This is a genomic window from Wenyingzhuangia sp. IMCC45467 (assembly GCF_054111205.1).
The window spans coordinates 243757-263412 of sequence record NZ_CM134196.1; the positions used below are offsets into that span (position 1 = coordinate 243757).

A 19656-nucleotide genomic window follows, 5' to 3' on the forward strand; every position below is an offset into this window, starting at 1 on the left:
TGCAATGAATTCCGATTTAGGAATTCAGCCGTAATGAGCTATACACGTTGTTAGCCACTGGCTTTTTTTCTTAATCTGTAATCATTTTGCATAGATTTTCCAGCATCAGTATCCCAAAAGTTATTTTCATTTTTAATAATCTCTTCAGCTATTTTTTTCTGTTGAGCTTTGCTTACTTCAGGACCATTGTCTATTTCTTTTATTCTACTAAAAATAAAGCCTCCAAAATAATTGTCTTTCACAACTTGAGGTAGAGTAAGAACGCTAGGATTGAATTGAACTTTAATATTCTCCCCTTCAGTTGGTTTACCTTTTAAAATACTCCAAAACATAAATCTTAAAAATTTGACATAAACACCAACAGTTGAGTAATCATCATTAATAATTATTGTAGCATCTATATATCTAGACATATATAAATCCGCATTTTGAGTATTTGTAGTATGTGAAGTAATTCTATCAGTTAACATCACATTTAGGTCATTATAGTTTCTAGGATATTTTGATTCTGCTAGAAATTCTCGCCATTCATCCGCAACTTCGTATAAGAAATTCAACTTTTCTGGGTCCGACAAAGGATTATCCAAATGGTCAAGAATTACTCGCCACAAAACAGAAATAATGAAATATGCGAAATTTTCATCGTAATCAAACTTTTGTTGATTTTCAGTTAAATATGGAAAGAAAATATTATTAGTAAACCATCTTTCTCGCTTACTAAATTCTTGTTCGGCTCTTTCTCCTAATAAGTATTTTTTAATTCCGTCTTGTATTCTTTTATTGGGATTTTCATAGCCACGAAGAAATCTACCACCAGTTTTCTTCATATAGTCAAATGCAAATTTTGGAACAATATGACTTTTTCTCAGTTCAGTCTCTATTCCATATAGTCTACATTTTCCTATCATAATTGGGTTCTGAGCTTGTGGCTAACGTGTTTGGCTAGGCTTTGTGCGGGAAGAAAATCGACAAGATTTTCGAACACGGACTAAGCCGAAGCTTTTTGTTTGGATTTGTTTCTTTGGTTTTCACAAAGCCAAATCAACAAGATTTGGCGACTTAGTAAATATACACAAAACTTTGAAGTAAGCACAAAACCCGCATGAAGTTTAGCCGGTGTTAGCTCTTGTTTTTTTTCTAGATTTTTATTTTTGTAATAATTCTTTTTCAATCTCAACTATTGATTCGTTTGGTAAATACAAAATTTGTAGCCCTGCCGACCAAACTTGTAAATTCAAAATTCCATAATCCGTATTGAAAAGGAATGGCCCATTCGCATCAACGTATGGCTCAACTAAATCATAAAGATCAAAAGGCATTGGTGAAATATCTTTGTTAATATATTTTTTAGATTCAATTACACGATGTTTTTGTCCCGATATATAAATTGATTTTTCGTGTTTAACAAATAGAGTAGAACCATAATTAGTGATTGTATCCATTGGTGCAATAAGATTATAAGTTATGGTTGAGTCACGTTCAATTTTACTCTGAACTAGATTTACCTTTCTTTTCACCACATATTTTTCCCAATTTAAGGTGTCAAGTCCATAAGAGTATAGAACTCGATTTTGTTTTAAGGTAGAAATTATACTTTTTTTATTTTTATAGTTTTGATTATCTGTGTTCTTGTCGACCACTGAAATTTCTAAAATACTTATTCCAACAAAAAATATAATTCCGAATGATATAAAAATTAATAATATGTAGATTCTTTTTTTCAAAATGAGAGCTAACGGTTTTAGCTAGGAAACGTAGCGAGTTAGCTAGCCGATTACTTTTCAGACTAAAACTACACAAAATAAATAGAAAACCAACTTTAGTCACTCACAAAAAAGCTATGTTTTTTAGCTGTTGTTAACTTATGCAATTTTTCAAACTGAAAAATTCACTAGGATAGAAGAAGTTTCCAAAATACCCGTAACGACTTCAAAGTTGCATTGCTACGATAATTTCAACGTTTTGCATGTAAATATTCATCGATTAAAGACAAATTATCAACGAAGTGATTTTAGCGTACATTTCAGCACTTAACTTAGTGAAACAACTTTTCGTTTCATTAGATATTTTTCAAATAAAGAGCAAAGAAATATTTATATGATTTTCACGTACACTTCAACACGCAATACCAGTTTACAAATCATTATCGGCTAGAGAAAATTATCAATTACTGAAGTTTTTCCAATTCATTTTTTACGCAGACAAAGGTTTTTTTCAGCAGAGAAAGATAAGTTTCGTTTTGATTTTTTTTGAGTGAGCACTGGTTTCAAACTTATGAATACCGTTCAATTTAAACATCCGCGTAAATTTCGACAGAAATTTCAAGGATTGTTTAAGTTAACGGTTTTGGCTAGGCTTTGTGCGGGCTTGAAAATCGACAAGATTTTCGGACACGTACTAAGCCGAAGCTTTTTGTTTGGTTTTGTTTCTTTTGGTTTAAACAAAGCCAAATCAATAAGATTTGGCGACTTAGTAAATATAGACAAAACATTGGAGTTAAAAACTAAACCAGCATGAAGTTTAGCCGGTGTTGCCTAACGTTTTTATTCGATATTATTTAATTCGGATATAAATTTTTCACTCATTTTTTCTATTCGATATACTAAATTCATTCTGTTTTTCAAAGATTCAATTTTTTCTTTATCATTTTTGAAAAACTCAATCTTTCTTTCATATTTTTTTATTTCATCTTCATTGATTTTTTTTAGTCGTTCAAGAAATTTTGATTGTAAATGAGTTTCTTTCGTATTTTTGTCATATTGTTTATAGAAAGAGTTTAGAAGATTTTGGTAATTCATAATCCAATCTTCTCTGTTTAATTCAGTAATATTCTCAATATAGTTTTCCACTTTGAATTCTCCGATTTGGTTTTGTTCGCTCCAGAAATCTAAATAATTATCTTTAGTTTTCTCAACATCGATATATTTATTCAGGAATTTATTGAGTTCATTTTTCAAACGCTTCTTATCTTCAATTCCGTTTAGTTGTAATTCAAATTTATTGAAATCATTTGGTTCTAATTTCCTCGGAATGGTACCTGTGTTAGTAAGTTTTAAATTCAATCCATTTGAGTTTTTCTCGTCAATTATTTCGAGAAGAATGAAGTTTAAATTTGTATTTACAATTTTCATTTCTAATGTTTGGCAACGGTTTTGTATAAAAATCAGTTTGGGGAGAAAACGTCGAAGACTTTTCGAACCGAGCGATTTTTATAGTTTAAAAGTACAGAACATTGGGAAAGAAACCAAACCCAAATTGTTTTTATGCGTTGTTAACTTTTGCAATTTTATAAGTTTCATTTTATTTTGAACTTTCATTGAAACTTAGCGTAGTTACTAAAAAATTCAGCGTTGCTACTGTTTCATTAAGCGGAAAGAGTAATTTCAGCAAAACTATAGTTTTATTAAATTTTTCATTTTTAGTTTTAAAAGACTTTCAAAGCATAACTTTTTACTTAACTACTGTTTCATTAAACGCAAGAGTTATTTCAGCGTTGCTACTTTAAAATTCAGCGTAACCACGATTTAGAATAAGAAATCTTTCAGTAAGTTAAAATTTCTCAACAAGTAAGAAGCGATTAGATCTTAAGTTTATAAATTTTCAGCAAGCAAAAAGTTTAGTAAAAAAGTAGGAGAGACGTGGTTTCAATTTTCTAAGAATCTTTATAATTTCTGAAACTGCTAAAAATTCGACCGAATTTTACTATTGTTAAAGTTAACGGTTTTGGCTAGGCTTTGTGCGGGAAGAAAATCGAAAAGATTTTCGGACACGTACTAAGCCGAAGCTTTTTGTTTGGTTTTGTTTCTTTGATTTCACAAAGCCAAATCAACAAGATTTGGCGACTTAGCAAATATACACAAAACTTTGAAGTTAGCACAAAACCCGCATGAAGTTTAGCCGGTGTTGCCTAACGTTTTACTCTATTTCAAATTTAATATTTACTGTACTTTCTATTTTTATTTTTTTAAATTCAATTTCAATGTTTTCAGATTCATTTGATTTAAAAATAGAATTATATCCTCTAATACTTACACCAGCTACTCTTCCTTGAAGAGCCGTTGAAAGATCTGAATTAATGTCTGAAATATAAATAGCATTTCCTAAATTTTGATTTAAAGGTTCAAGCATTGCTTTCGCTTGTTTAATAGCTTTATTAATCGCTTTCTGTTTTAATTTAATTTTTAGATTTTCAATATTAGATAATTCAGTTTTACTTAAATCAACATTTGATATTCCTATTTGTTCTAGTTCTTTGATAACTTTTCCAGCTGTAGAAGCATCATAAACTATTAAGTTAAACGTTTTATTTTTTAATATATCTGTGTCTTTTAAAAAGTATTTTTTGAAATTACTTCCTATATCTATTAGTGTAAGTTGTTTTTTTAAATCAATTCCGATTAGAGTTAAATGCTCATTCATTTTATTCTCGAGTTCTTCAATTGAGATTTTCCCTTTTGTATTTTCTTCTTTCAGGGAAATTGAAATATGTATTAAGTCAGGAACTACTAATGTATCAACTACAGCTTGTGTTTCTAAATATGATTTATCAATGAAATTCTTTTCTTGTGAATAATTTTTTGTGAAGAATATTAGACTTAATATTAAAATTATATTTTTCATAGAATTTAATGTTTGGCAACGGTTTTGGCTAGGCTTTGTGCGGGAAGAAAATCGACAAGATTTTCGAACATGGACTAAGCCTAAGCTTTTTGTTTGGTTTTGTTTCTTTTGATTTCACAAAGCCAAATCAACAAGATTTGGCGACTTAGTAAATATACACAAAACTTTGAAGTAAGCACAAAACCCGCATGAAGTTTAGCCGGTGTTGTGTGTAGTTTTTATGAGCGATTCCAATATTCATTTATAATCAAAGAATATAATTTATTTAATTATTTCAAATTGACTTCTGCTTATTTTGTGAACTAATTCATTTTTAAATTCGATTAGATTTCCTTTTTCGTCTCTGAATTCTGCAAAAAATAAATCTTTAGAAATAACTTCAACTAATTCTCCAGACATACTTTTTGTTAGTTTTAAATTTATGTTATCAGTTAATTTAATTTTTCGATAAAGATATTTTCTCTCAAGTTTTTTTTCTTCTTGATTTGAATCTTTTGGAAAGGGGATTCCAAATATTGTTTTTCTTAAAAAATAATATCCTTTTTTGAGAAGATTCCAAAGCCCATAAAGAATTCCTTCCAATATAATTTCTATTAATACATCCACGTTTTAATTTTTAGATTTTATTACTTCTGAAATATTTAACAAGCTTTCCTTTAAGTCGCTTGCCATAATTTGATAAGAAATTACATCTGTATCTAGTAAGTCTTCTTTCGGAAAAATTGTTTCTTTAATATTTCCATTTAAAAGCAAATAGATATTATGAGTAAAATAATTTCGTTCTCTTAAAATTTGTTTTAGTGCTTCTAGTAAATTTTCATCTAGTAGTTCGTTTCTTTCTCCTATTTGAATTAGTTTACCTAAAGTACTTTTGGTGAGTGATTTATTGGAGATGTTTTTTCGGAGATAGAAAAGAATCAATTCAGTTTCAGGTTTACATGATGCTAAAGTTATTTTTCCTAACTCAGAAGTAAATTCACTTGATTCAAATAACAATTTATAAAATTCAATTCCTTCTGTTTTTTCTCCTTTAAACATTTTTCTGGGTAATTACACACAACGGTTTTGGCTAGGCTTTGTGCGGGATTGAAAATCGACAAGATTTTCGATTACGTACTAAGCCGAAGCTTTTTGTTTGGATTTGTATTTTTTAGTTAAACTAAGCCAAATCAACAAGATTTGGCGACCTAGTAAATATACACAAAACTTTGAAGTAAGCACAAAACCCGCATGAAGTTTAGCCGGTGTTGTAGGTATGTTTATTTATAATTTTGTCTAAACTCGTTCAATTCGGTTATGTATTCGTTTTTGTATTTAGATTTGTTTAAAGCTTCAATTAAATCATTATAATCTATTGATTTTTCTTTTATTATTTCATCTAGTTTTGAGTTACTTATTTTTTTTGTAAGTTTTATCATGTAACCAAATGCTAATCTTGTTCTTTTTGCATTTTTGTATGTTTCAACTTCAGATAAATATTTCAAACAGTTTAAACCAGATTTAATTCCTGAAATAATATTGTTTTCATTGTACAATCTAACCATATCTAAAAAAGACACAGATGTCTTAAATTCATTTCTAAATCCTTTGATTTCTAATTTTAATACCTCTAAATATTCTTTGTATTTTTTTTCATTTGTTCTCGGTATGATATATCCCACTACAAAAATTGCTATTGCAACTATCACCGAAAAATTCCAGTCTGAATAGGAAGTAGTGTTTTATAATATTCGTTTGAGTTTTGGAGAAGTTCAATTTCATGTTTCAATTTTAGATTTTCAAGTTTTTGTTCTTTATCTTGATTTTCTAAGTATTTAATACATTCTGATTGTTTTTCAACTTTCTGATTTAATGAATTAAATTCATTTTTAATATTAAAACTCTTTTGTGAATAACAATTAAAAGAAACTATCGTTATTCCAATTATTAATATTATTTTTTTCATATTTGTCTTATCCTGATATAGGTTGCCCTTTTTTTAGGTTGATTATCTTCTTATCTAAATAGTAAGTTCAGGTAAATTTACATTATTTCTACGATATGATTTGTATTTGATGTTTGGATTTAGATGTACTTCAGCCGGCTTTCTTAAATCAAGACTAAAATGCGTTCTAAGATTATTATAAATATAAACAGCTTGTTTTGTCATTTTCTGAGCAATAGCTGTGTTTTTGATTGTTAATTTTAGTCCGTATTCGTATTTCAAAGTTTGATTAATTCTCTCAGCTAGGGCATTTTCATAAGGGTCGTATTGTTCTGTCATACTCATTGTCATTCCATTATTTTCAGCAAATTCGGTGTATTTGGGGTTGCAATATTGAAACCCTCTATCTGAATGATGAATAAGTTTTTTATTAGGGTATTTCCTGTTTTTAATAGCCATAGCGAGCGCTTGGGTACAAAGGGATGTTCTCATATGGTTTGCAAGGTTATAACCCATAATTTGCTTAGAATAGGCATCTGTTACCAATGCTAAATAATTATGTCCATGTTGGGTTTTAATATAGGTTATATCCGTCACCCAAAGCTGTTCAGGTCTTGTAGGTACTTGTTTTTTTACGATGTTTTTATACTTTCTAAACTGATGATTTGAGTTTGTTGTAGTATGGTAGTTTTTAATCCTAGGCACCAGCAAGTTATATTGTCTTAAAAAACGATAAAACTTGTCTCTTCCGATGTATATATTTTGTCCAATCATCTGCTCTTTAAGTTCTTTATGAAGTTTTATACCACCAGATCTTTGTCCAACATTTTTACGATATTTTTGGACCATTATGATTCTTTTTTTATCGTTTATTTCTTTGTTTTCGAGTGTTTTGATTCTTTTGTAGAAGGCTTGTTTACTGACCCCGAAGCATTGATAGATCCATTTTCTTTTAAAAGGTTTATCTTCTTTATTTCTATCTCTTTTGCTAATGTTTCGGGCAATGACTTTTTTGACATATCGACACCTGTAATGATTTCCATATCTGCAATGATATCCTGTTGAAAGTCTTTTACAAACTCCAATTCTTCAATACGTTGCTTTAATTTTTTTATTTCGTTTAGTTTACTCATACCTGTATTTTGTTGATGCAAAGTACTGTATTTATTTAACCAATAAGAAATGGTAGATCTAGAAATGTTATATTTCTTAGCAGCAAAGTTTACAGATATTTGACCATTTTGAATTTGGTCAATGACAAATAATTTGTGTTGAAAAGTAACTTTTTCGTAGTTTTTTTTTCGACAGGGTGTTTTTTTGTTTGTGTCCATAGTTTAACTAAAGTGTTTAATTTTTAGTCAACCTATTTCAGGAAATTACAATTTGGTAAATTACCTACAACGGTTTTGGCTAGGATTAGTGCGGGGAGAAAATCTGCGGATTTTCGATTATGCACTAAGCCGAAGCTTTTTGTTTGGTTTTGTACTTTTTAGTTAAACTAAGCCAAATCAACAAGATTTGGCGACTTAGTAAATATACACAAAACTTTGAAGTAAGCACAAAACCCGCATGAAGTTTAGCCGGTGTTGTAGTACGTTTTTCAATCTGTTTAGTTAAGTAATACCAATAGAGTAATTAAAGCAATAAAAACTCCGATTACCCCTAAAATAATTAAAAAAGGGCTTTTATTGCTTTTTTTCGAGTACTGGAAGTCGTTTCCGATTAATATTTTCCAGATAAATACAGCTAAAATGACTGCACCAATAACATTCATAACAAACAAATAACTGAAGAAGTTTAAATTCAAATATTTAATTATCCAGAAAGAAAGTTTGTTGTAGAAAATACCATACAAGATGACTAAAAATTGTCCTGGAGTGTTTTCGACTTTTTTAAGATTTTTAAACATTAAAATACTTCCAACCAACGGAGTAAATAAAATAGAGAATATAATTATAGCTCGCTTTGAATATAATTCTGGAAGGTTTTTTAAATTTTCAATTACTTCCTCATTTTCGGTTTTGATAGAGGTACTTTCAAAATCAATGTTGTTTGTTTTTATAGAGTTCTCATTTATTTCTCGTTTTTCCAGCAGTTCCTTTGCAGCATCTATAGCCTTACTATTATATTTTTCTTTTTCAAGAATAATCTCTCTCAATTCAGAGTTAGATTTGTTGCTAAATTTATCTAAGAATTTATTTTCTTTCATTTTTTTCGTTAATGTACTACAACGGTTTTGGCTAGGCTTTGTGCGGGCTTGAAAATCGATAAGATTTTCGATTACGGACTAAGCCGAAGCTTTTTGTTTGGTTTTGTTTCTTTTGGTTTTCACAAAGCCAAATCAACAAGATTTGGCGACTTAGTAAATATACACAAAACTTTGAAGTAAGCACAAAACCCGCATGAAGTTTAGCCGGTGTTGGGTAATGGCTTTGAACTCAATATTAATTGATAGTTTTAAAAAAAACAATTCGATGTTGTATTTTTTTATCTTTTAATTTTTTTTCAATTATCTCATATTCAATTTTTTGATTCTGATATTCTTTATAATCTATTATATCGTCTTTTATTTTCATATCAAGATGAATATTTGTCAATAACAACGAATCTTTTCTTTTCATCTTTTTTATCTCATATGTGTTTTGACTTCTGTAAGATCTATTTTGTAAATAAATTTTAATGAATGACAATTTATTATTGAATTTCGAGTAATCTATAGAATCTATGTACTTTATATATTCTACAGGTATAATATTGTTATATATTTTTTCATTAAAACTTTCATATTCCTCTTGGGTTGGAACTAAACTAATGATGTTTAAATTTAGATTATTCAGAAATTCAAAACCTTTTTTATCTGTTAAATTTTCAAATTTTGTCTGAGCTTGAAAACTAATACTCAATGAAAATATTAAGATTAGTAACATAATTTTCTTTTTCATTTTTCATTTTTTTTTGCTGTTACCCAACGTGTTTGGCTAGGCTTTGTGCGGGCTTGAAAATCGACCAGATTTTCGAACACGTACTAAGCCGAAGCTTTTTGTTTGGATTTGTTTCTTTGGTTTTAACTAAGCCAAATCAACAAGATTTGGCGACTTAGTAAATATACACAAAACTTTGAAGTAAGCACAAAACCCGCATGAAGTTTAGCCGGTGTTACCTAACGTTTTTATTTATGATATATAATTTTCCATTTTAAAAAAATATATTTTAGTTAATTCAGTTTGTTTTAGTACTTTTTTTCAAAATATTACTTAATATTTTTTACCTTTTCTAAGGTAATTATAATTCCATTTTTTTCAACAAACTCTATTTTCTCACTTGTAAATTCACTCGCATTTTGAATTGTCATATTTTTATATAAATATTTAGGCACTTGTTCTGTCTTGATTCTTAAAGAGTCAGATGTTAGTTTTATTATTTCGTATGAAAACCCAAAATCATATTCAAATATCACAAGTTCATTTCCTTCAATCCAAAATGTTTGATTTTCATTACAATTCTGTCTATATTTTTCATTTTCGTAAACATTTAAAACTCCATATTCATCAAATTCGAAAATAGAATTTAAGTTCAGTTTTTCACAAAAAGAAATATGTTCGAATGGTAGGAAATTTGATTTAATGACTTTCCATTTACCAATCAATTTTTCATATTTTTCAGTTTTTGGTAATTTTTCAGTTTTTTTAGAGTTGTTACAACTCAATAAGCTAAAAATTAGAATAATAACTTGTATGTATAATGTCGTTTTTTTCAAATGTTAGGTAACGGTTTTGGCTAGGCTTTGTGCGGGGGTGAAAATCGACGAGATTTTCGAACACGTACTAAGCCGAAGCTTTTTGTTTGGATTTGTTTCTTTTAATTTCACAAAGCCAAATCAACAAGATTTGGCGACTTAGTAAATATACACAAAACTTTGAAGTTGGCACAAAACCCGCATGAAGTTTAGCCGGTGTTACCTACAGTTTTTTATTCCGATTAATTGCGAAAACCAAAGTCGAGTTTGGTAAAAGTTTTATTGTTTTTCTAATTTTGCTATCATAACGATTCATTAATTCTATTTCTTTCGTAATTCTTATAATTAGATATTCAGCATTTTTTTCAGATTTATAAGAGTATTCAAGTCCGTTAATGACTAAATCACAAGCTCCATCGATTAATGATAAATTATAATATTCTCCATTAAATTCAATTCCAATCGAGTTTGCGTAAGCGTAAGTTTCGTATTTTATTTCCGTTTTTCCGCTTGTTGTTTTTCCAGTATATTTTTTATAACTCACATCATAAACTTCGTCTTCATCTTTTTCTATTTCCAATTTTGCGTAACTGCCTTGAAAATCTAATAAAGATTCCTTGTTTTCAGAATCTCTCACAATTAAAACTCCGTTTATCGTTCCGCTAAAATTTCCCGATTCTAAATTTTGAAAAACAGAGTCAAATCCGTTTCCATCTGTGTATCTTGAATCATCTTGTCCAAATAAGAAAAATGACATAAAAGTCAGAAGAATTATAAATGAAATTCGAATGTTTTTCATAATTGTAGGTAACGGTTTTGGCTAGGCTTTGTGCGGGGTTGAAAATCGGCCAGATTTTCGAACACGTACTAAGCCGAAGCTTTTTGTTTGAATTTGTTTTTTTGATTTCACAAAGCCAAATCAACAAGATTTGGCGACTTAGTAAATATACACAAAACTTTGAGAAAGCACAGAACCCGCATGAAGTTTAGCCGTTGTTGTGGGTAGTTGATTATGGATGATAAAAGTCTATAAACTTATTTAATGGTTCAAACCAAATATATAATCCGCCTCCACTTTCATCATATGGTAACAATAACAAATTGTCATTGAAATTATTTAGATATTCTTCATATTCATTTTTTTCAATAGTTAATCCTTCTCTTCGTATAGAACTTAAACCAATATTTATTTGATATTCTTTTAAAGGTAAATTAAACATTTCCATACTTCTAGCGATAGTATACTTTGTGGCCATATATCCTTTTATAAAATAGTTTTCATAATTATCAAGAATTTCATGATCTCCAATTCTCAAGTATGGATTTTTATGAGTTTCAAACCAAATTTTTTTGTTCTCTTTTGAGAATGAATATTCTAAAATAAATTCATTAAATTTTTTTTCTATTACTGTTGTGTGAATAGTATCCTTACCCAATAAATTGTCATAATTATCTATAGTTGAATTAATGATTTCGATATTTTTATAAGTAAATTTTTTAATGAATTCAAAAATCTCAACAACTGTCTCTTTGTCATTATTTGTAAATTCAGGATATTTATTTTCAAATAGTTTTATTGTTTCTGCAGCTAAAATTTCTTTTTCAGATAATTGATTTATATTAAAATTGTCTTTGGATTCATACCATTCCATTGCACTAAAATATTTGTTTAAATCTTCTGATTTAAATTTCATACCATGTCTTGCAAAGATTTCATTTCTGTAAATTCTCATTTCGGATAGAATTTTATCTTTCGACTGAGAAAATCCAGTGATTTTAGACATTATAATTATAATAAAAAGAATATATTTTTTCAATTTTATAATTTTTTCAGCAATTGCCCACAACGGTCACGTATAACCGTCAGTTACGGGTTTAAAGTTAATGATTTTCGGTTTAGCACTGACCTTAGCAATTCCGAGTGGATTCGGACGTAGTCGAATCCGCCGTAATTGCGGTTATACATTGTTACCCAACGTTTTTTATTCGGTTTCTGTATTTTCATTTGAGTTGGATTCTGTTCCAAAATGTGTTCCATTCGTGTCTTATTCCGCCAAGTTCCCAATTCACGTCATATTTTTTTGACTTGTCACTTACATAAGGTGGAATACCAACTTTACAATGTAGCATTGGTTCGTTATTTTTAATTTTCTCATAATGGTCAGATTCAAGTGCTGATTTCGGATAATACCGAATATCAACAATAGTTTTGTTTTTCCGACTTTTAAAAACTTCCAGATTGATGTCGTATAGGTTTTCGTAAATCGATTTTAATTCAGTTGTTGCTTTTTTCAGAGTTACAGGTTTCTTTTTCCGATTCGCTTTTTTCCTTTCAAGTCTCTGGATTTTAAAATTTCGAGAGTCATTTTTGATTTCCGAAATTATGTAGCTCGTATTTTCCGAAATGTTATTCCAACAAGAGTTTCTCGCCATTTCTAATAGAGTAGAAGTAGCCTCTTTTAAATTCAGTTCAAGATTATTTTTCGTGACGTTCTTCAAAATGTTGGGTAACGGTTTTGGCTAGGCTTTGTGCGGGGTTGAAAATCGACAAGATTTTCGAACACGTACTAAGCCGAAGCTTTTTGTTTGGTTTTGTTTTTTGTGGTTACACAAAGCCAAATCAACAAGATTTGGCGACTTAGTAAATATACACAAAACTTTGAAGTTAGCACAAAACCCGCATGAAGTTTAGCCGGTGTTGTACTTAGGTTTTTTTAGTGTTTGATAATGATTCAATTACTTTTTTAGCGTGATGAGCAACAAGAAAATATTTATGATTTATATAACTTTCAATAATTTTATTGATTCGATTGCTTTTAAATTGAATTAAATCATAGAAAATTACACCTTCAACTTCATAATTAAAATTAAATTTCAAGAACTCATTATATATAAGTTCTTCCATTTCATTATCTCCATTTTTTATCTTGAAAATAAACATTGCCCATTTTACTTTTTCAGTAAAATATTTAGCTTCTTTTACTCGTTGTTTAAGGTTTGTCAATGATTTGGTAGATTTAATTTTCACAAGTGTTTCTCCAACTAAAAAAGAAGTGTTTTTTTCAAGCATTTCAATTAGTTTTTCTTCAACTTTTTCATATTCATGAGGAGATAGTTCAGATAATAATTTATCATTATTAAACCATTCGTCTTCACGTGATCCAGAATCAAATTTTGGAATTATTTGAGATATCAGTTTTTCAATTTTTCTCATTTATAACTTAAGTACAACGGTTTTGGCTAGGCTTTGTGCGGGGTTGAAAATCGACAAGATTTTCGAACACGTACTAAGCCGAAGCTTTTTGTTTGGTTTTGTTTCTTTTGGTTTCACAAAGCCAAATCAACAAGATTTGGCGACTTAGTAAATATACACAAAACTTTGGAGTAGAACAGAAGCCCGCATGAAGTTTAGCCGGTGTTAGGAAACGTTTTTTATTTAAGTCAATTCAAAGAACAGATTGATTTTGGTTAATAATTCATTTTTCGGTTTGTTTAAATTCAGCACGTTATAAAACGGATTGTTTATTGATTTGTCAATTAGTTTTCCATTCCGAATTTTCATTAAGTGTGGAAATCGATTATAATTTTTCAGTTTGTAAAGTGCCTCCGAAATAAATTCCACATTATATTCCGATTCTACTTTTTTTCCATCCAAATACACGATTTCAATTCCGTTATTCAAATTAGGCAGAATATCTTCCTCAATATATTGTTTTGAGTTCTTTCTGTTGTTGTAACAGAAGAAATTTTTCCCGTTATTTTCATTTAGAAATTCAGCATATTTTTTCTCAAACTTTTTTCGGTTAAAATGTTCAATCGGAATGAAAATTATCATCAGCGGAATCGCTAGAATAAATAAAGGAATTCCGATTATAAATATTAGCAATATGCCTCTTAATTTTCTCAATGTTCAAATGTTGCCTAACGGTTTTGGCTAGGCTTTGTGCGGGAAGAAAATCGGCCAGATTTTCGAACACGTACTAAGCCGAAGCTTTTTGTTTGGTTTTGTTTCTTTTGGTTTCACAAAGCCAAATCAACAAGATTTGGCGACTTAGTAAATATACACAAAACTTTGAGAAAGCACAGAACCCGCATGAAGTTTAGCCGGTGTTACCCAACGTTTTATTCAGTTTTTATATTTACAAATTATCTATAAAGGATTTATTATGTTCCTTTTTTAAATATTTTTTAACTAATTTATTATAGCATTCCTTTTCAGATTCAGTTTCACAATTCATTCCGAATGTTTCAATGTTATACTCATTTTTTAATATCTTTTCTAATTCAGGGTTAAAGCTAGTTAAACATTGAAAATATTTAATTTTTTTATTTTTTAAATCAGTTGCAAATCTTTTTTCCATCTTTTCACAAGTGTCTAATTCTCCATATTCCGCATAAATTTTCCCAATTCTAACACTTTCAAAAATTTGAATAGAAAGAGATATATTTAAAATCAAGCATATTGTAAATCCAGAAATTGCTAATGTGATTAGTAAATTTCGCAATTTTTTACTCAAAAAGAATATTCCAATTGATAAAACTCCAATTCCAAAAAACAATTTAGAATATTTCAATTCTGGTGGCTCTAAACTATTTTCAGCTAATGCAAAATTTTTATTATATAATAAAAATATAAACCCTAAAATTCCTAAAGCTAGAATTATATATTTCGTTCTTTTGTTCATTTTTTGTTAATGTTGGGTAACGGTTTTGGCTAGCCAACGAAGCGTTATACAAGCCAATAGTTTATCAGACTAAAACTACACAAAATAAACAGAAAACCACCTTAGAGAAAGTAAAAAAATAGCTTTGTTAGTTAGCCATTGTTAGCTTGTGCAACTTTTTCAAATAGAAAAGTTCACTAGGAGGGAAGAAGTTTCCAAAATATGCGCAACGACTTTCAAATCGCGTTGCTATGATTCATTCAACGTTTTGCTTGAAAATATGTATCGATTGTGAAGAAATTTATCAACGAAGATTTTTTTGTGCGTACAATTCAACACGTAACTTTAGTACACAATTTTTCGTTTTAAATGGATTTATCAAAGAATTAAATTACACGAATAGTTCATCAAGAAATACAAGTTTATCTATTTTCAGCAAGTAAAATTTATCAATGATTTAGATGTTTTTCAAATAGAGATTTACGGAAAGTAGCGACACAATTAAAACACAATATTTCTCAGCTAAAAAGGAGTTGCTTTTCGATAGAAAAAATGGTTTTTAAATTTTTTGAGTCAGACTTGGTTTCAGAAAAAATTAAGAAAAAGTATCAGCATTATAACAACTGCGGAAATTCGACCAGAATTTGTGCGTTGTTAAAGCTAACGGTTTTGACTAGGATTAGTGCGGGGAGAAAATCTGCGGATTTTCGAGCATGCACTAAGCCAAAACTTTTTGTTTGGTTTTGTATTTTTTATTTAAACTAAGCCAAATCAACAAGATTTGGCGACTTAGTAAATATACACAAAACTTTAAAGTTTAAAATAAAGCACGCATTAATTTTAGCCGGTGTTGTGTACTGGTTTTATTTGTTAATTATGGAATTCCAATAATCTCCCATTTGTCCTCTGTCATGATATTCAAATGTTTCGGGTAAATTAAATTTTTCAAGATTATATTTTTTGTAGTCAAAAGTCTCGATATAATTGTCAAATAGAAAATCCCACTCAAAATAATAATTTAGCATCCATAGTAGTTCAGTGTCAGCGGATTTATTTTTCAAAACTTTTTCAATGTTCATAAGAGTTTTGTGTATACTCTCATTATCTAATTCTCTTATTCCTGAAAGGAAGTCAGGTTCAGATATAGAAAACCATTGAATAAAAATAGCTCGTTTTAAGGCTTCTAAACTTTCAACTGATAGATTTGTGTATCTTGTATGTATTTCTGAATAAGATTCAAATATTTCATATTGAGATAACCCTAAACTAGACTTAGTTCTTTCTTTTTTAGACAACTCGATAATTGCTTCATATAATTGGTTCTCAGTTTTGCTGAGCTCAAGTAATTTTTCTTCAATATCTTTTTTCACAATCATTTTTCAAACTTGTACACAACGGTTTTGGCTAGGCTTTGTGCGGGATTGAAAATCGACCAGATTTTCGAACACGGACTAAGCCGAAGCTTTTTGTTTGGATTTGTTTCTTTGATTTTACAAAGCCAAATCAACAAGATTTGGCGACCTAGTAAATATACACAAAATTTTGAAGTTAGCACAGAACCCGCATGAAGTTTAGCCGGTGTTAGCCTACGTTTTTTTAAAATACAAATTCAATTTTTCCTGTGTTCAAATCAAAACCTTTAATTATAATTATTTCATTTTTTTCCATGTATTCTTTTTTTATTCTTAGAAAATTATTGATGATATAATATTTGAAATTTTCATTATCATTAATTTTGATGTATGACATAATTTGATTTAAAATAATTACAGATATGAATATTGGTAAAATATTTATGTCATAATTTTCTCTAAAATTCTGAAATGATTTTGTAAGATTTCTTCCATTATCATAGAAAACACATATATTTAATATTACTTGAAAATCTAATAATTCTTTAACTACTAGCTCATTGTTTATACAATTAGGATTTTCATATATCAGGTTTTTAACTAACTGTAGTTGATTGATTGCTTTAGAAATTGCACTATTAAATTTAGTCTGTTTAGGACTTATTGTGTATTTTGATTCTATTACAACAACAGCTTTTTTATAAGTAATTAAAAAATCTGTCAATTCTTCACCATTCTTTTTGAATAAAGATGGAAATAATTCAATATTCGGTTCAAAAAAATTAGATAAAAAAGTTCTGATTGAAAACTCTTGATTATATCCATGAGAACCATTTTCAATATATTCATTGAAGTTATAATATGGTTTATCATTTATTAAGTTATTGTCCCAAGTATCATTTTTTATTAAGTCGAGATATGTAATTTTTTCTTCATTACTAAAGTCTTTATTGGATAGATTTATTTCAAATTCCTCGTTATTATTATTAATCCAATTTTTAAAATGATCTAGATAGTTTTCCTTTTCAATTAAAGTATTTACTATTTGATAATTAGCATCATTTAGTATGATTAGTCTGAATTTTATAGATTTAATTAATTCAATAACCACACTTTCAAAGTTTTTAAACTCATTATCTAATTTGCTAAAATTATTGCCTACAAAATATTGAGGGTTAATTTTATTATCAATAATGTATAGAGTAACTAATGAATCTTTCTTATTCAGGTATAAGTTTATTGGGCATCCTTTTATTATTGATGTTACAAGACCTGCAGTTCCTTTCAAAGACAAAACAATTTCTTTTTCGGAATCATAATTAATATAAAAACCTTGAGGTAAGTTTTCTAATCTCTCAAGTGTTTTCTCATCATAGTTATAAAGGTTCATGATTTTTTTTGAATGTAGGCTAACGGTTTTGGCTAGGCTTTGTGCGGGGTTGAAAATCGGCCAGATTTTCGAACACGTACTAAGCCGAAGCTTTTTGTTTGGATTTGTTTCTTTGGTTTCACAAAGCCAAATCAACAAGATTTGGCGACTTAGTAAATATACACAAAACTTTGAAGTTTGCACAAACCCCGCATGAAGTTTAGTCGGTGTTGGCAACTGTTATTTTTCTTTCAGAGTTTTCATATATTCTTTAATTTCTTCGTTTTTCATAAATTTCGAAAACATTGAATTCAAAGTATTTGAATCTTGAACTGGATTATAATCTAATTCCAAAAGAGTTTGTAAACCAATTTGGAAATTAAAACTTGAAGCTTCTCCATAGTAACCTTTTACGTTCTTTTTATATTCGGTCATTGCTTTTTTAAGATTTTTAGAATAGATTCCTAAATATTCTTTAAAATCTCCTATTGTTATATTTTCAATAGATTTTTTCGTTTTCAAGGTTTCAACATATTCTTTTGTATATAAATTATAGCCTAACAATTCTCGATTGTCATTTTGATTGATTTTCGTTAATGTTTTAATTGAAGAAATAGAGTCAATTCCGTTCCAAATATATTTCACATAATTTTTATCTTTTGATGGAATAAGAGTCATTAAAGTATAATATTTTGTAGAATCTTTAGGGCTTTTTCCGACTAACAATATTCTATCTTTTAAATAAATTTTTTCGGAAATTTTAACCCCCATTTTCCTATTGTTTTTTCTTTTAAAATTGGAAAATATTTTTCGATTTATTAAACTGTCTTTTGTTATTGTAAACTCAGCAAATCCACTTTTATTTATTAAATACCATTTTCCTTCAATATTTTGTCCAGTTTGAGATGAACAATTCATATAGAAAATTGAAATTGTTATTAATAAGATTTTTTTCATATTTCAGATTTAGAGTTAATAGTTGCCAACGGTTTTGGCTAGGCTTTGTGCGGGATTGAAAATCGGCCAGATTTTCGAGCACGGACTAAGCCGAAGCTTTTTGTTTGGTTTTGTTTCTTTGGTTTCACAAAGCCAAATCAACAAGATTTGGCAACTTAGTAAATATACACAAAACTTTGAAGCTGGCACAAAACCCGCATGAAGTTTAGCCGGTGTTGTAAAATGTTATTAAAGTTAAGGTTTAATCATTTTTTATCATGAAAGACATTACTTTTCAGTAATAAACTGATTTAATTGTATTAATGAATTTATCAATGACGATTTAATCGCATCTACAATTTCACGAGGTCCATTAATATTCTCAATTTTAGTTTTCTCTTTAAAAGAGATATTACGTTTCTTACCATTTTTTAAAAAACTAAATTCATATTCATATTTGAAGTAACAACTTTGAGATTCAGTTAACATATATTGTTTTAGCCTAAATTTTTTAATATTCAAGTTAACCTCAATATTTTCGTTTTTTGATGGTAATATTTTATTAAAATAATTTTGAAATTCAGTATTCACGTCATCTTGAAATAATAGCCAAACAAATTTCACTTCATTATTCCAATCTTTGTAAGAACCCAGGATATTTAGTGCTTTTTTTTCAGATGATGTTTCGCTTATATTAATATTTAAAGGAATAACAGTATCTTTTTCTTCCACCAATTTTATATATTCTTTACGGACATGAGCAAGTTTTGGATTAATCTTTGAAATCGAAGATATTTGAGAAAAAGAAATTACTGGGATTGATAAAAAAATGATAAATAGTATTTTCTTGATTGAATTCATGTCGATTTAATTTTATTATTTTTCTTAATGTTTTACAACGGTTTTGGCTAGGATTAGTGCGGGGAGAAAATCTGCGGATTTTCGAACATGTACTAAGCCGAAGCTTTTTGTTTGGTTTTGTATTTTTTAGTTAAACTAAGCCAAATCAACAAGATTTGGTGACAAAGTAAATATACACAAAACATTGAAGTTTA

Annotated in this window: 22 protein-coding genes; all 22 read right to left on the reverse strand. The window is 28.6% G+C overall.

From position 1 onward, the window contains the following. Positions 1–50: 50 nt before the first annotated feature. On the reverse strand, positions 51–827 hold the full coding sequence (locus tag ACXGQT_RS01080) for a hypothetical protein (protein ID WP_457829586.1): 777 nt from the start codon (positions 825–827) through the stop codon (positions 51–53). 318 nt (positions 828–1145) lie between these two features. Then, entirely contained in the window at positions 1146–1724 is a 579-nt protein-coding gene (locus ACXGQT_RS01085) for a hypothetical protein (RefSeq protein WP_457829587.1), read from the reverse strand. Between the two features lie 819 nt (positions 1725–2543). Continuing rightward, on the reverse strand, positions 2544–3131 hold the full coding sequence (locus tag ACXGQT_RS01090; protein WP_457829588.1) for a hypothetical protein: 588 nt from the start codon (positions 3129–3131) through the stop codon (positions 2544–2546). A gap of 784 nt (positions 3132–3915) precedes the next feature. Further along, on the reverse strand, positions 3916–4620 hold the full coding sequence (locus ACXGQT_RS01095) for an SIMPL domain-containing protein (protein WP_457829589.1): 705 nt from the start codon (positions 4618–4620) through the stop codon (positions 3916–3918). A gap of 261 nt (positions 4621–4881) precedes the next feature. After that, entirely contained in the window at positions 4882–5226 is a 345-nt protein-coding gene (locus ACXGQT_RS01100; protein ID WP_457829590.1) for a hypothetical protein, read from the reverse strand. Positions 5227–5229: 3 nt separating this feature from the next. Then, positions 5230–5658, reverse strand: coding sequence for a hypothetical protein (locus tag ACXGQT_RS01105; protein WP_457829591.1), 429 nt, complete (start codon positions 5656–5658; stop codon positions 5230–5232). A gap of 221 nt (positions 5659–5879) precedes the next feature. Further along, positions 5880–6281 carry a hypothetical protein gene (locus ACXGQT_RS01110; protein ID WP_457829592.1) on the reverse strand — a complete coding sequence of 134 codons (402 nt, stop codon included), beginning with the start codon at positions 6279–6281 and terminating at the stop codon, positions 5880–5882. Between the two features lie 338 nt (positions 6282–6619). Then, on the reverse strand, positions 6620–7486 hold the full coding sequence (locus ACXGQT_RS01115; protein WP_457830793.1) for an IS3 family transposase: 867 nt from the start codon (positions 7484–7486) through the stop codon (positions 6620–6622). Next, a complete protein-coding gene (locus ACXGQT_RS01120) occupies positions 7414–7875 on the reverse strand; it encodes a helix-turn-helix domain-containing protein (protein WP_457829545.1) in 462 nt (153 codons plus the stop codon). Before ACXGQT_RS01120 ends, ACXGQT_RS01115 begins: the two co-directional genes overlap by 73 nt. A gap of 278 nt (positions 7876–8153) precedes the next feature. Further along, positions 8154–8753: a hypothetical protein gene (locus ACXGQT_RS01125; protein WP_457829593.1), complete on the reverse strand. Its 600-nt coding sequence runs from the start codon at positions 8751–8753 to the stop codon at positions 8154–8156. Between the two features lie 235 nt (positions 8754–8988). Continuing rightward, positions 8989–9486: a hypothetical protein gene (locus tag ACXGQT_RS01130; RefSeq protein ID WP_457829594.1), complete on the reverse strand. Its 498-nt coding sequence runs from the start codon at positions 9484–9486 to the stop codon at positions 8989–8991. A 308-nt stretch (positions 9487–9794) separates the two neighbouring features. Next, positions 9795–10301 carry a hypothetical protein gene (locus ACXGQT_RS01135; protein WP_457829595.1) on the reverse strand — a complete coding sequence of 169 codons (507 nt, stop codon included), beginning with the start codon at positions 10299–10301 and terminating at the stop codon, positions 9795–9797. 202 nt (positions 10302–10503) lie between these two features. Beyond that, positions 10504–11037, reverse strand: coding sequence for a hypothetical protein (locus tag ACXGQT_RS01140; protein ID WP_457829596.1), 534 nt, complete (start codon positions 11035–11037; stop codon positions 10504–10506). Positions 11038–11290: 253 nt separating this feature from the next. After that, the gene (locus ACXGQT_RS01145) at positions 11291–12064 is read right to left on the reverse strand and encodes a YARHG domain-containing protein (RefSeq protein WP_457829597.1); all 774 of its coding nucleotides are present in this window, start codon (positions 12062–12064) and stop codon (positions 11291–11293) included. 217 nt (positions 12065–12281) lie between these two features. Further along, positions 12282–12779, reverse strand: a complete 498-nt coding sequence (locus tag ACXGQT_RS01150) for a hypothetical protein (RefSeq protein ID WP_457829598.1) — start codon at positions 12777–12779, stop codon at positions 12282–12284. 205 nt (positions 12780–12984) lie between these two features. Then, the gene (locus ACXGQT_RS01155) at positions 12985–13494 is read right to left on the reverse strand and encodes a hypothetical protein (RefSeq protein ID WP_457829599.1); all 510 of its coding nucleotides are present in this window, start codon (positions 13492–13494) and stop codon (positions 12985–12987) included. Positions 13495–13716: 222 nt separating this feature from the next. Beyond that, positions 13717–14187: a hypothetical protein gene (locus ACXGQT_RS01160; protein WP_457829600.1), complete on the reverse strand. Its 471-nt coding sequence runs from the start codon at positions 14185–14187 to the stop codon at positions 13717–13719. Between the two features lie 232 nt (positions 14188–14419). Beyond that, complete coding sequence (locus ACXGQT_RS01165) at positions 14420–14965, reverse strand: FEKKY domain-containing protein (RefSeq protein ID WP_457829601.1); 546 nt, start codon at positions 14963–14965, stop codon at positions 14420–14422. 842 nt (positions 14966–15807) lie between these two features. Then, positions 15808–16314, reverse strand: a complete 507-nt coding sequence (locus ACXGQT_RS01170; RefSeq protein ID WP_457829602.1) for a hypothetical protein — start codon at positions 16312–16314, stop codon at positions 15808–15810. 226 nt (positions 16315–16540) lie between these two features. Continuing rightward, positions 16541–17686 (reverse strand): hypothetical protein, encoded by a 1146-nt coding sequence (locus ACXGQT_RS01175; protein WP_457829603.1) that lies wholly within the window; start codon positions 17684–17686, stop codon positions 16541–16543. Positions 17687–17905: 219 nt separating this feature from the next. Further along, a complete protein-coding gene (locus ACXGQT_RS01180) occupies positions 17906–18622 on the reverse strand; it encodes a hypothetical protein (protein ID WP_457829604.1) in 717 nt (238 codons plus the stop codon). Between the two features lie 267 nt (positions 18623–18889). After that, positions 18890–19462: a hypothetical protein gene (locus ACXGQT_RS01185; RefSeq protein ID WP_457829605.1), complete on the reverse strand. Its 573-nt coding sequence runs from the start codon at positions 19460–19462 to the stop codon at positions 18890–18892. Positions 19463–19656: the final 194 nt, after the last annotated feature.